Annotated in this window: 11 protein-coding genes; 9 read left to right on the top strand and 2 right to left on the bottom strand. The window is 43.4% G+C overall.

The annotated features are described in order from the left end of the window. The first annotated feature begins 2 nt into the window (after positions 1-2). Complete coding sequence (locus tag OCU48_RS09655) at positions 3-1,061, top strand: HD-GYP domain-containing protein (RefSeq protein WP_141346012.1); 1,059 nt, start codon at positions 3-5, stop codon at positions 1,059-1,061. Positions 1,062-1,069: 8 nt separating this feature from the next. Here OCU48_RS09655 and OCU48_RS09650 read toward each other — a convergent pair whose 3' ends face one another. Continuing rightward, entirely contained in the window at positions 1,070-2,476 is a 1,407-nt protein-coding gene (locus tag OCU48_RS09650) for a sensor domain-containing diguanylate cyclase (RefSeq protein ID WP_337983891.1), read from the bottom strand. Positions 2,477-2,987: 511 nt separating this feature from the next. Here OCU48_RS09650 and tig point away from each other — a divergent pair. The 7 genes from tig (at position 2,988) to OCU48_RS09615 (ending at position 11,885) form a co-directional block, all read left to right on the top strand. After that, a complete protein-coding gene (gene tig / locus OCU48_RS09645; RefSeq protein WP_141346015.1) occupies positions 2,988-4,289 on the top strand; it encodes a trigger factor in 1,302 nt (433 codons plus the stop codon). Positions 4,290-4,399: 110 nt separating this feature from the next. Further along, a complete protein-coding gene (gene clpP / locus OCU48_RS09640) occupies positions 4,400-5,023 on the top strand; it encodes an ATP-dependent Clp endopeptidase proteolytic subunit ClpP (RefSeq protein WP_017027461.1) in 624 nt (207 codons plus the stop codon). Between the two features lie 67 nt (positions 5,024-5,090). Further along, the gene (gene clpX / locus OCU48_RS09635) at positions 5,091-6,368 is read left to right on the top strand and encodes an ATP-dependent protease ATP-binding subunit ClpX (RefSeq protein WP_017027462.1); all 1,278 of its coding nucleotides are present in this window, start codon (positions 5,091-5,093) and stop codon (positions 6,366-6,368) included. Positions 6,369-6,603: 235 nt separating this feature from the next. Further along, positions 6,604-8,949, top strand: a complete 2,346-nt coding sequence (gene lon / locus OCU48_RS09630) for an endopeptidase La (protein ID WP_141346017.1) — start codon at positions 6,604-6,606, stop codon at positions 8,947-8,949. A 195-nt stretch (positions 8,950-9,144) separates the two neighbouring features. After that, entirely contained in the window at positions 9,145-9,417 is a 273-nt protein-coding gene (locus tag OCU48_RS09625; protein ID WP_017027464.1) for an HU family DNA-binding protein, read from the top strand. Between the two features lie 159 nt (positions 9,418-9,576). Beyond that, positions 9,577-11,433 (top strand): peptidylprolyl isomerase, encoded by a 1,857-nt coding sequence (ppiD, locus tag OCU48_RS09620; protein WP_141346019.1) that lies wholly within the window; start codon positions 9,577-9,579, stop codon positions 11,431-11,433. Positions 11,434-11,624: 191 nt separating this feature from the next. Further along, positions 11,625-11,885 carry a ComEA family DNA-binding protein gene (locus OCU48_RS09615; protein ID WP_244312322.1) on the top strand — a complete coding sequence of 87 codons (261 nt, stop codon included), beginning with the start codon at positions 11,625-11,627 and terminating at the stop codon, positions 11,883-11,885. A gap of 26 nt (positions 11,886-11,911) precedes the next feature. On the opposite strand, the gene rrtA is transcribed toward OCU48_RS09615, so the two are convergent. Next, entirely contained in the window at positions 11,912-12,448 is a 537-nt protein-coding gene (gene rrtA, locus OCU48_RS09610; protein ID WP_244312319.1) for a rhombosortase, read from the bottom strand. Positions 12,449-12,454: 6 nt separating this feature from the next. On the opposite strand from rrtA, the gene OCU48_RS09605 reads away from it, so the two are divergent. Next, positions 12,455-13,069: a tRNA-uridine aminocarboxypropyltransferase gene (locus OCU48_RS09605; RefSeq protein WP_141346023.1), complete on the top strand. Its 615-nt coding sequence runs from the start codon at positions 12,455-12,457 to the stop codon at positions 13,067-13,069. Positions 13,070-13,076: the final 7 nt, after the last annotated feature.

Genomic DNA, 13,076 nt, shown 5'->3' with positions numbered 1-13,076 from the left:
AGATGCAAACTGAGACGACAAAACTACATCAGGATCAAGATAAACCCTTATTGCTAATTGTGGATGACACGGCTGAAAATATAGATGTTTTAGCGGGGTTATTGAAGAATGACTATCGAATCCGGATAGCGACTAATGGTGAATTGGCGCTTAAATTGGCGCAAGTCGTACCGCTTCCTGATCTTATTTTGCTCGATATTATGATGCCTGAGATTGATGGTTTTGAGGTGTGTCGTTGCTTAAAAACCCAAAGTAATACCCAACATATTCCTATTATCTTTGTTACTGCCAAGATTTCACCCGAAGATGAAATCAAAGGATTGCAGCTTGGGGCGGTAGATTACATAGGAAAACCTATCGTTCCCCCTATTGCAAAACAGAGAATTGAAACTCATCTAGCGTTATCAAATCAGAATAAACAGTTGTACCTCAAGGTAAAAGAGCAAACGAGAGTCATAAAACAGACCAATATTGCGCTACTAAAAAGGCTAGGAAGAGCGGCTGAATACAAAGATAACGAAACCGGCATGCACGTTTTGCGTATGGCAAATTACGCTTATATTCTTGCGAGGTCGTGCGGTATGTCTGATGAACACGCTGATGTTTTAAAAGAAGCGGCGCCAATGCATGACATAGGCAAGATAGGTATCCCTGATGGCATCCTACTAAAACCAGGGAAATTGGATCCTGAAGAGTGGGATGTGATGCGCTCTCACGTGCAAATTGGCGTGGATATTCTGGGTGACTGTGAAGACTCTAAGCTAATGGAAGTGGCCCGTACGGTGGCATTAACTCACCATGAAAAATGGGATGGTTCGGGTTATCCAAATGGCTTGGTAGGAGAGCATATTCCTTTAGTTGGGCGTATTTGTGCGATTGCGGATGTATTTGATGCTTTAACGTCTGCTCGTCCCTACAAGCAGCCTTGGTCAGTAGAAAAAGCGTTACAGTTCTTGGAAGAGCAAAAGAATAAGCACTTTGATGCTACGCTGGTGGATCTGTTCTTGGGCCAAGAAGCCAAAATACGGAAGATCATGAGCAAATATGCTGAACCAGATTAAGTCTGCAGTTAGTGGTTGCTGTTTTTATCTAGAGCACTGATAGTTTCTATTTCTGCTCGACGAAGGCCTTTAAGTTGTCGCTTTAGAGCCTTGTTTTTATACATGTTAATGTCGGCTTCAGACAATAGATGGTCAAACGTGATATTTTTATCATGGTATAAACTATAACCAATACTGACTTTGATATTGACGAAGGCACCTTGCACCATATATTGGCCTTCCTCAACTCTAGATTGAATAGAACGTACCAGTTGCGCTAATTCTTCTTCATTCTTGATTCTAGATACAATGATAAGAAATTCATCTCCGCCAACGCGTGCAATCGTATCGTTAGCACGTACACTTTTCCGTAATCTCTTAGCAACTTGTTTTAATATTAGATCGCCACTTGCATGACCATAGCTATCATTGATCTGCTTAAAACCATCTAGGTCTATATTCAGCAAAGCGAATCGTGTGCCCGAATGCTTAGCGTTCCCTATAATGTTTTTTAAGGTGTAAATGAAGTAGCGACGGTTTGGGAGGCGTGTTAATTCATCTTGCATGGATCGCTGTCTTGCTTGCAGATAAAGTATTGAAATGATGGCAAACATGGCGAGAATAATGGCTAGTATTAAGTAACCGTACCACCTGACTGGATTTGCAAGGTACCAAAAGGCTGGGGTGGCATCTGGCTTTTCAGCAATAAAGACTTCCCAATCTCCGTAGTTAATTTCAATATCATTCACCAACAACGGTTTTTCCAGTGCCTGTAGATTGCCAAACGTATGTGTTGGGTTTTCTTTTTGCCTTACGGCAATAGAGTAAACGTCATCCAGTATGTGTGTGTCTTCTACGACTTTCTGTATGTTAACTAATAGAAGAACGTGTCCTTGGTAGGTACGACTACCAATATCTCCTACAAAGATAGGGCTGCGTAATATGTACAATTCAGGTGCATCTTCCACCTTGTGTACCGTGCCTTGAGCCAAGGTTTGAGGGTTGCTTTTAAGCTTTTGTATCTGAGTTCTTACTGTCTGGGATTCAGTGGTGTTACGCCCAATAGCCTCAGCGTAGGGTAACTCTGGATAGACATACGTGACGATGTCATCGATCGCGACACCAAGTCCCATTAATTGGCTGTCGTGATTGAGCAAGCTTTGACTGATTTTGTGTAGCTGTTGATTGGTGATGTGAGGTTGAGTGCTAATGATGTTCGCTAACGTATAGGCGGAATAAATTTTCTTCTGCAAGGATAAAGATAGCTCTGCGGATACCTCAGCCACTTTGTTTTGTGCCTCAGAAAAGCGGATGCTCTTTAACTGGTGTTGTTTGAGGGCGTACTGATTTTCTATGAAATAGGTTCCAACTATTCCACAAAGCAGTATTGCAGATGTGATGAGGGCTTTTTCTAGCTTTGACGTTAATTGCACCATTTACACCGATTCGCGTTGCGAATGTATCAATAAGGATTACTTTTTACTGAGGTATAAATAGCATAGTGAATTCTCAGCAGTAAGGTAGGACTATTCTCTCAATTAACGGTACGTCAGACTGTAAGTTGTGTGGAGTTTGAGGAAGATCTCGTTTTTTGTACTTATATAGCATTTTTAAGTTTAACCGTTGATTTTATCAAACCTGCCCCCATTGTATCTTTCAGTGAGATTTCTAAAATATCTCGCCATCATTATTGAAGAGTGTTTAGGAGCGCATCTCGACACAGCAGGTCTATGTCGGTAGAATGTCGCGTCAATTTATTACTCTGAGATTAATTGGAGATGTCTTAGCTTAAGATATCGCTAATTGATTCGTTGTTGCTTTGATAGCAACGGCACTCTTTTTTGTATTTAGGTGTCTCTTTGAGACGCACACTAGGATGTTGTCACTCTCTTTAAGAGCTGTGACGCCATGCTCAGGAAACTGAGCTTTTGTTGAGGTTTAAAAATAATGCAAGCTACTGTTGAAACTCTAGAAGGTCTTGAGCGCCGTCTAACTATCACTGTTCCTGCTGCTAACATTGAAGATGCAGTAACAACTGAACTACGTAACATCGCTAAAAATCGTCGTTTTGACGGCTTCCGTAAAGGCAAAGTGCCTATGAAAATGGTAGCGCAAATGTACGGTAAAGCGGTACGTAACGACGTTATGGGTGAAGTGATGCAGCGTCACTACATCGAGTCTATCGTTAAAGAAAAGATCAACCCAGCAGGTGCACCAACTTTCGCACCAGTAGAAACTGCTGAAGGCCAAGATCTTGTATTTACTGCAACTCTAGAAGTTTTCCCAGAGATCGAACTTAAAGGTCTTGAGAACATCGCTGTTGAGAAACCAGTAGTAGAAGTTCAAGGCGCTGACGTAGACAACATGATCGAAACTCTACGTAAGCAACAAGCAACTTGGACTGAAGTTGAAGCTGCTGCTGAAGAAGGCATGCGCGCAACTATCGACTTCTCTGGCTCTATCGACGGTGAAGAATTCGAAGGCGGTAAAGCTGAGAACTTCCCACTAGAAATGGGCCAAGGTCGTATGATCCCTGGTTTTGAAGACGGTATCGCAGGCAAAACTGCTGGTATGGAATTCGAAATCGACGTGGCTTTCCCTGAAGACTACCACGCTGAAAACCTAAAAGGTAAAGATGCGAAGTTCTCTATTAAAGTGAACAAGGTAGAAGCTCGCGAGCTTCCTGAGCTAACTGACGAGTTCGTTGCTAAGTTCGGTGTTGTAGAAGGCGGTGTTGACGCACTTAAAGCTGAAGTACGCAAGAACATGGAGCGTGAGCTTAAACAAGCAGTTAAGACTCGCATCAAAGATCAAGCAATCGACGGTCTTGCTAAAGAAAACGACATCACTGTTCCTTCTGCTCTTATTGAGCAAGAGATCGGTGTTCTTCGCCAGCAAGCTGCACAACGTTTTGGTGGTAACACTGATGCTGCTGACCAGCTTCCTCGTGAACTTTTCGAAGAGCAAGCTAAGAAGCGTGTAGTTGTTGGTCTTCTTCTAGGTGAAGTAATCAAAGCTGAAGAGCTAAAAGCAGATGATGAGAAAGTAAAAGCTCTTATCACTGAAATGGCTACAGCATACGAAGACCCATCAGAAGTTATTGCTTACTACGAAAGCAACGAAGAAATGATGAACAACATGCGCAACGTTGCTCTAGAAGAGCAAGCAATTGACGCTATCATCGCTAAAGCACAAGTGACTGATAAAGAAGAGTCATTTGATGCAATTATGAACCAACAGCCTGCTTAATGGCGTTGAGTTTACGTAGAAGGTTGACTTTTAAATAACACTTCTACTAATAATGGTCCGTATGAGATAATCATTCGGGCCATTTATTTTAGGGATAGGGATATAACACTATGAGCTACCAAGAAAAAAATGTAATGTCGCCGATCGTCGACGCGCTTGTACCTATGGTGGTAGAGCAGTCTTCGCGTGGCGAGCGTTCTTACGATATCTATTCTCGCTTACTTAAAGAGCGAATCATTTTCTTGACTGGACAAGTCGAAGATCACATGGCCAATCTCGTAGTGGCCCAGTTGTTGTTCCTAGAATCAGAAAATCCAGAAAAAGATATTTTCCTATACATCAACTCTCCTGGTGGTAGTGTAACAGCAGGCATGTCTATTTATGACACGATGCAGTACATCAAGCCGAATGTGAGCACTGTATGTATGGGCCAAGCGTGCTCTATGGGCGCATTCCTGCTAGCTGGTGGTGCACCAGGTAAGCGTTTTGCTCTTCCTAACTCTCGTGTGATGATTCACCAACCGTTAGGTGGTTTCCAAGGCCAAGCGTCTGATATTCAAATTCATGCTCAAGAAATTTTGACTATCAAAAAGAAACTAAACACACTTCTTGCTGAACATACTGGTCAGCCAATGGAAGTAATCGAGCGCGATACCGATCGCGACAACTTTATGTCTGCAGACGAGTCAGTTGAATACGGCTTAGTAGACTCAGTGTTGTCTCGAGGCAAATAAGCCCGTCGGTTCAAGTTTTTTGATGTAAACTTTATTAGATTAAAGTTTAAAGCTAAGAGGTTAGCGAATGACAGATAAAAGCAAAGAGAGTGGCAAGCTTTTGTACTGCTCTTTCTGCGGTAAAAGTCAGCATGAAGTTCGCAAGTTGATCGCGGGCCCGTCCGTTTACATCTGTGACGAGTGTGTTGATCTTTGTAACGATATTATTCGTGAAGAGATCAAAGAGGCTCTGCCGAAGAAAGAGTCAGAGGCGTTGCCGACTCCACGAAATATTCGTGAGCACCTTGACGATTATGTCATCGGTCAAGAATATGCGAAAAAAGTGCTTTCAGTAGCTGTATACAACCACTACAAGCGCCTACGTAACGGTGACAAAACCGCAGACGGTGTTGAGCTAGGCAAGAGTAACATCTTGCTGATCGGCCCAACCGGTAGTGGTAAGACACTGCTCGCAGAAACGCTAGCTCGTTTCCTAGACGTACCGTTTACTATGGCGGACGCTACAACACTAACTGAAGCAGGTTATGTGGGTGAAGATGTAGAAAACATCATCCAAAAATTGCTTCAGAAATGTGATTATGACGTAGCGAAAGCGGAGCGCGGTATCGTATATATCGATGAGATTGATAAAATCTCTCGCAAGGCTGAGAATCCATCGATCACCCGTGATGTATCAGGTGAAGGTGTTCAGCAGGCACTGCTTAAGCTGGTTGAAGGTACAATCGCTTCAGTTCCACCTCAAGGTGGTCGTAAGCACCCTCAACAAGAGTTCTTGCAGGTTGATACCTCGAAGATCCTATTTATCTGTGGTGGTGCATTTGCCGGCCTAGATAAAGTGATTGAACAACGAGTTGAAACTGGCTCTGGTATTGGCTTTGGCGCGGAAATCCATGCTAAAGACGAGAACAAGAGCATCAGCGATATGTTCAAGCAAGTAGAGCCTGAAGATTTGGTTAAATATGGCCTTATCCCAGAATTTATCGGTCGTCTTCCGGTAACGACAACGCTTACTGAACTTGACGAAGCTGCCTTGATTCAGATTCTTAGCCAACCTAAGAATGCTCTGACCAAGCAGTATGCCGCCTTGTTTGATATCGAAGATGTAGAACTTGAGTTTCGTGAAGATGCACTTAACGCGATTGCGAAGCGTGCAATGGAGCGTAAAACAGGTGCTCGTGGTCTTCGCTCAATTCTTGAGAACGTGTTACTTGATACCATGTACGAACTGCCTTCGATGACAGACGTAAGTAAAGTGGTTATCGATGAGTCCGTTATCAATGGTGAGTCTGAGCCACTGATGATCTACAACGGTGGTGACAACCAAGCGGCGATTGCAGAATCGTAAGGTTGAGCCTTTGAAAATAAAAAGCGAGCATTAGCTCGCTTTTTTTGTGCCTGTTGACCTAGCCAATACGTACTAAGTAGCTTGTATTCCTCTGTATTACATTCAATTTCAGTCAAAACACCGAAAATCGAGCACTATTTTAGTAAGTTAGTGGATTCTTATTGTTACAAGTATTGATTCTATTTAAAGTGACCTTATATAAAGACCATAAGCCGAAAACGGAAGAGAGAGAACTATGAACTTGGAGCGTTCCGAGCGTATTGAAATACCCGTTCTACCATTACGAGATGTGGTCGTTTACCCACATATGGTCATTCCTCTGTTTGTTGGTCGCGAAAAGTCGATCAACTGCCTTCAGTCTGCGATGGATAATGATAAGCAGGTACTGCTTGTTGCCCAAAAAGAGGCGGACACCGAAGAGCCGACTAAAGATGACTTATTCCAAGTAGGTACAATTGCCACCATACTGCAGCTTCTCAAATTGCCAGATGGTACCGTTAAAGTCCTGGTTGAAGGTCAGCAACGTGCTCAAATTCACTCAGTTCGCGAAGATGATTTCTTTATCGCGGACGCAGAGTTTTTAACCACGCCAGTGATGGACGATAAAGAAGAAGAGGTTGTTGTACGCAGTGCACTTAACCAATTCGAAGGCTTTATCAAACTGAACAAAAAGATCCCGCCAGAGGTATTAACGTCTCTCAACGGTATCGATGATGCCCCGCGTCTTGCAGATTCAATTGCCGCTCATATGCCTCTTAAACTGGCTGAGAAACAGCGAGTACTTGAAATCATCGACGTTAATGAGCGTCTCGAGTTCTTGATGGGCAGTATGGAGTCTGAGATTGACATCCTGCAGGTTGAAAAACGCATTCGTGGTCGCGTTAAAAAGCAAATGGAAAAATCCCAGCGCGAGTACTATCTGAATGAGCAAATGAAAGCGATTCAGAAAGAACTTGGCGATATGGATGACGCGCCAGATGAGTTTGAAACACTAAAGGCAAAGATTGAAGAATCCAGAATGCCTACAGACGCTCGCGAAAAAACCGAGCAAGAACTGCAAAAATTGAAGATGATGTCACCAATGTCAGCAGAAGCGACAGTGGTGCGTAGCTACATCGACTGGATGGTGGGTGTACCGTGGGCTAAGCGCTCCAAGGTGAAGAAGAACCTAGCGAAAGCAGAAGAAGTACTTAATGCCGATCACTACGGCTTAGAGCGCGTTAAAGAGCGTATTCTTGAGTATTTGGCGGTACAAAACCGTATCAACAAGCTTAAAGGACCGATCCTGTGTCTTGTTGGTCCTCCCGGTGTTGGTAAAACTTCTCTAGGTCAATCTATTGCAGCTGCAACGGGTCGTAAATATACACGTATGGCGCTTGGTGGCGTACGTGATGAAGCGGAAATTCGTGGACATCGCCGTACTTACATTGGCTCTATGCCAGGTAAGCTTATTCAAAAAATGTCTAAAGTAGGGGTGAAAAACCCACTGTTCTTGCTCGATGAGATCGACAAGATGTCTTCTGACATGCGCGGAGACCCTTCTTCTGCGTTATTGGAAGTATTGGATCCAGAGCAAAACAATGCTTTCAACGATCACTACTTAGAAGTTGATTACGATTTATCTGATGTGATGTTTGTAGCAACGTCTAACTCGATGAATATCCCAGGTCCATTACTTGACCGTATGGAAGTGATCCGCTTATCCGGTTATACGGAAGATGAAAAGCTGAACATTGCGAAAAGCCACCTGCTCGATAAACAAATCAAGCGCAATGGTTTGAAGCCTAACGAGATTGAAATTGAAGACTCAGCCATCGTTGGCATTATCCGCTATTACACTCGCGAAGCCGGTGTTCGTAGTCTTGAACGTGAAATCTCAAAGATTTGTCGCAAAGCAGTGAAGAATATCTTGCTTGATAGCTCTTTGAAGAAAGTAGTGGTCAATCAAGATAACTTAAAAGAGTACTTGGGTGTACAACGCTGTGATTATGGCAAAGCTGACGATAGCAACCGTATTGGTCAGGTGACGGGTCTTGCATGGACGGAGGTTGGCGGTGACTTACTTACTATCGAAACCGAATCTATGGTGGGTAAAGGCAAGCTAACACAAACAGGTTCTCTGGGTGATGTTATGCAAGAGTCGATTCAGGCAGCAATGACTGTAGTGAGAAGTCGTGCAGAAAAGCTGGGTATCAACCCTGATTTCTATGAAAAGCGCGATATTCACGTCCACGTTCCAGAAGGTGCGACGCCTAAAGATGGTCCAAGTGCAGGTATCGCTATGTGTACGGCACTAGTTTCAAGCTTAACGGGTAACCCAGTAAGGGCTGACGTTGCTATGACTGGTGAAATCACTTTGCGTGGTGAAGTTCTGCCTATTGGTGGTTTGAAAGAGAAACTTCTAGCTGCACACCGTGGCGGTATCAAAACAGTGCTGATCCCTAAAGATAACGAACGTGATCTGGAAGAAATCCCTGAAAACGTTAAGAAAGATTTAGTGGTAAAACCAGTACAATGGATTGATGAAGTATTGACCGTCGCTCTGCAAAATGACCCGAGCGGAGTGTCCGTAGAAGGCTAAAAGAGTGATAAGTCGCAAATAATAGTACGTAAATTAAGCTGATGAGTACAAAATACTTGTCAGCTTTTTTATTGGACGCTACTTTAACTAATGAGGCTGTAGCCCTTTCATAATAAGGGGTACACGCTAGATTCATAAAAACAATGGAATTGACCTACCTAAACTTTCACTCAGGTAGTAATAGGGGAATATATAGTGAATAAAACTCAACTTATCGAAAAAATCGCGGATAACGCAGATCTTTCTAAAGCTTCTGCTGGTCGTGCTCTAGATGCAGTGGTTGAATCAATCAGTGACTCATTGCAAGGCGGTGACCAAGTGGCTCTAGTGGGCTTTGGCACATTTAGCGTTCGCACTCGTGCTGCTCGTACCGGTCGTAATCCAAAAACGGGTGAAGAAATTCAAATTGCAGAAGCTAAAGTACCTGCATTCAAGCCAGGTAAAGCACTTAAAGACGCAGTTAACTAATAAATTGTTCTCAAGTCACACCAGATAACAAATTATCGTTATCAAACCTTGTATTTATGCGCATCCTACTGGTGCGCATTTCTTTTTCTGATATTATCGGGAGAATGATTTTTAGAGCCTGATTTTAATACAGGCCGCATTTCGGAGTTTCACACTATTATGATGGAAAGATTACGCGAAGGCGTAAATAGCATCGCAGTTAAGATCATTCTTGGTCTGATCATTCTCTCTTTCGTTTTTACCGGCGTAAGTGGCTATTTGGGTGGTGGCAACAGTACTGCTGCTAAAGTGGGAAATGCTGAAGTTTCTCGCGCCGAATTTGAAATGGCTTACCAGAATGAACGCAATCGTGCCCAGCAACAAATGGGTGATTATTTTACTAGCCAACTAGGTGACCCTGCGTTTGTGCAGTCGTTCCGTCAGCGAGTACTGGACCAAATGGTTAATCAGGTATTGCTTGAGCAGTACGCTGAATCAATGGGCCTTCGTATCAGCGACCAGCAGGTTCGTGACGTGCTTCTAAGCATGCCTCAGTTCCAAAGCAATGGTCAATTTGATCAAGATGCATACCAAGCGTCTCTACGTCGTGGCGGTTACAACGCAGAAAGCTTCGCAGAGTACCTTCGTAGCGACCTTGTTCGTCAGCAAATCCTAGGTGCTATCGAGCAAAGCGAATTCGTACTTCCACAAGAAGTGGCTCAAGCATCAATGCTACTGACTCAAAAGCGCGACATTCGTACCATCACTATTGACCCAAATGAAATGGCAAAGAGTGTTGAGCTAACGGATGAACAGCTTCAAGATTTCTACAACAACAACCCAGAGCGTTTTACTCGCCCAGAGCAGTTTAAGATTTCATACGTTGAACTTTCTGCTGAGAAAATGAATAAGAGCGATGCGGTTACTGATGAAGAAGCTAAAGATTTCTATGAGCAAAACATCGACCGTTATTCTACCCAAGAGCAACGTAGCCTTAGCCACATCCTAGTTCAAGATGAAGCGAAAGCAGATGAGCTATTAGCTGAACTAAAAGCCGGAGCGGACTTTGCTCAAGTAGCAAAAGACAGTTCTGAAGACTTTGGTTCTGCTGAAGACGGTGGATCATTAGGTTGGATTGAAAAAGGCGTGATGGATCCGGCGTTTGAAGACGCTGCATTTGCTTTACAAAATACTGGCGATTACACCGACGTAGTTAAGTCTGATTTTGGCTTTCACATTATCAAGCTAGATGACCTTAAAGCGGCACAAGCTAAACCGTTCTCTGAAGTAGCAGCAGAAATTAAAACAGAAGTTGCAGAGCAGCAAGCTGTGGACAGTTTCTACGCACTACAAAACACACTAGAAACAGTAGCGTTTGAATACCCAGACTCTCTTGACGACGCTGCAGAAGCTGTTGGCCAGAAGGTGGTTACGACAGATTTCGTTTCTGTATCAGATGCGCCTGAGGTACTAAGATCTCCTGCAGTTATGCAAGAGTTACAAACACCTGAAGTCAGTGAAGATGGTCTGAACTCTGCGGTTGTTGAAGTTGACCCTGAGCATATTATTGTTGTTCGTATCGAAGAATCTCGTCCTCAAACAGTGCTTCCATATGAAGAAGTTGCAGCTCAAGTGAAAGAGCAACTGCAACAAGTTGAAGGCCGCAATCAAGCTAATGACCTTGCTGAACAAGTAGCTACGGCACTTGAAGCGGGTGACACTACCTTGCTTGCTGATAACAACTTAAACTTCAGTGAAATACAGAGTGTTGACCGTGGTTCAGATCTTTCTCGCACCGTATTTGCAATGCCTCGCCCTAGCGAAGGCAACCTGCACTACGCGAAATCAATAGACACTATGGGTAACATCGTGATTATTGAACTCAATAAAGTTGTGAGTGAGATTGACGATCAATTCAATGCTCAAATCAGTGAACAGTTGCAAACAGGACACGTACAGCAAGACCTTATGGGTCTGGTACAGACACTGCGTAACACGACTGATATCGAGTATTACATCTCTGGAGATGCGCAGTAATATTACCGCCGCATTTACAATGTAGAACGGGTCGCTTTTAGCGGCCCGTTCTAGTTTCTGCTGGCCTTAATTCCATTTATAAGGGCTTTTTTCTAGCTTGAGTAGGGCACGTTTGTGTCTAATTTACTTAATGGAAGGAAAGAGGAATGGAACTATCAATCATAAAACGTTTATGGCTTATCACGATCCTAATGCTAGTGCCGGTTTTAGGGCATGCAGCCGAGGAAATGAAAGGCGATAAATACGAAGGAATTGAGATTGAAGTCAATATCAATACCGCCTCTAGCGATGAGCTCGCGACATTGTTACTTGGGGTTGGAGAAACCAAAGCTAAGCAAATCGTAGCCTATCGCGAGGTTCATGGAGAGTTTAAAAACGCTGATGAACTGCAACAAGTAAAGGGAATAGGGCAGGCGACGGTCGATAAAAATCGAACCCGTATTAGGTTGTAGCTAAACAAACAGAGCTAGATTGGAAACTATCGCTTTAACAACTTATGGGCTAGTAGCGCAATTGCTAGCCCAGATAAGGATCCAATCAGGTGCGATTCTGTTGATACCCGAGCGTTGATAAGCTCAGAGGTAGATAAAGTGATTACTCCACTATTTTCAGCCAGTAACTTCAAGCCCAACCCTGTCAGCAAAAACCAACTGCTACGCTTTCCTCTTGAGATTTCTTGATAGGCGTAAAGGGCAAATAGCCCATGCAGTACTCCCGATAAACCATAATAGATTTGTGTCTGAGTGAACAGCAGTCCAATACCGATAATGGTAGAGATGAGAGCGATATAGACAATCAACTTTTTCCATCGAGCATGAAATAAGTAGCTGATAATCCATAGTCCGGCGAGGTTCATCAACAGGTGATACGCATTGGTATGGGTAAAGTTTCCGGTTAATAGTCGCCACCACTGGTGTGTTGCGATAAGATCGTGCTCCCAACGCAGAGCTATTGATAGCGCTGGAATCATAAACGTCGTTAAAAGTAAGCTGAAGGCAATGAGGAATTTGTACACGTAACTATGTCCCGATACTGTGAAAGGTGTGGCCGCGCCAAGAAAGCCTGTTTGTGTCAATGGGTTCAGGCTGTTGAAAGTTCTATTGAGGTGGTTATTCTGCAGCACCCTAGTGAGGTGAATCAAGCGAAAGGTACTGCTAAAATTATAGAGTTAAGTGTTTCACCTAGTCATCTTTTAGTTGGAGAGGACTTTTCGACTCACTCTTTGGTCAATCAATGGTTATCTGAGCCAAATACGCTCAATTTAATTCTATTTCCTACTCAAGAGTCAGTAGAGTTGGACAGCATAGTTCCGACTCTAGCTAGTTATCACAAAACACGCTTATTTCTGATAGATGGAACATGGAAAAAAGCGTTCAAAATGTATCAGCTATCAAGCAACCTTCATTCGTTGCAGCAGGTTCATTTACCCACGGAATTAAAAGGGCGCTACACCATACGTAAAGCGCCTAAAGAGAATGCGCTATCTACTGTTGAAGCGGCTTACCATGCGCTTACCTTAATGAATGCCTGTGATGCAAAGCCTTTAATCAATGCTTTCGATAAAATGGTAGAATTTCAGATCTCTCAATTGCCTGAAGGCTCCTATGAGAAATACTTTGGTGGCCGTAATCGTTGATCAACAG

Source organism: Vibrio inusitatus (assembly GCA_024346935.1).
In the GTDB taxonomy this organism is placed as follows: Bacteria; Pseudomonadota; Gammaproteobacteria; order Enterobacterales; family Vibrionaceae; genus Vibrio; species Vibrio inusitatus.
The sequence above is the reverse complement of the archived record's forward strand: the minus strand, read 5'-3'. Positions and strand labels throughout refer to the sequence as shown.

Excerpts from the sequence above, each read along its gene's own strand:
- OCU48_RS09650 (WP_337983891.1), bottom strand. The coding sequence starts at position 2,476 with ATGGTGCAATTAACGTCAAAGCTAGAAAAAGCCCTCATCACATCTGCA.
- lon (WP_141346017.1), top strand. The coding sequence starts at position 6,604 with ATGAACTTGGAGCGTTCCGAGCGTATTGAAATACCCGTTCTACCATTA.
- ppiD (WP_141346019.1), top strand. The coding sequence starts at position 9,577 with ATGATGGAAAGATTACGCGAAGGCGTAAATAGCATCGCAGTTAAGATC.
- tig (WP_141346015.1), top strand. The coding sequence starts at position 2,988 with ATGCAAGCTACTGTTGAAACTCTAGAAGGTCTTGAGCGCCGTCTAACT.
- OCU48_RS09655 (WP_141346012.1), top strand. The coding sequence starts at position 3 with ATGCAAACTGAGACGACAAAACTACATCAGGATCAAGATAAACCCTTA.
- clpP (WP_017027461.1), top strand. The coding sequence starts at position 4,400 with ATGAGCTACCAAGAAAAAAATGTAATGTCGCCGATCGTCGACGCGCTT.
- OCU48_RS09605 (WP_141346023.1), top strand. The coding sequence starts at position 12,455 with ATGTCCCGATACTGTGAAAGGTGTGGCCGCGCCAAGAAAGCCTGTTTG.
- clpX (WP_017027462.1), top strand. The coding sequence starts at position 5,091 with ATGACAGATAAAAGCAAAGAGAGTGGCAAGCTTTTGTACTGCTCTTTC.
- OCU48_RS09615 (WP_244312322.1), top strand. The coding sequence starts at position 11,625 with ATGCTAGTGCCGGTTTTAGGGCATGCAGCCGAGGAAATGAAAGGCGAT.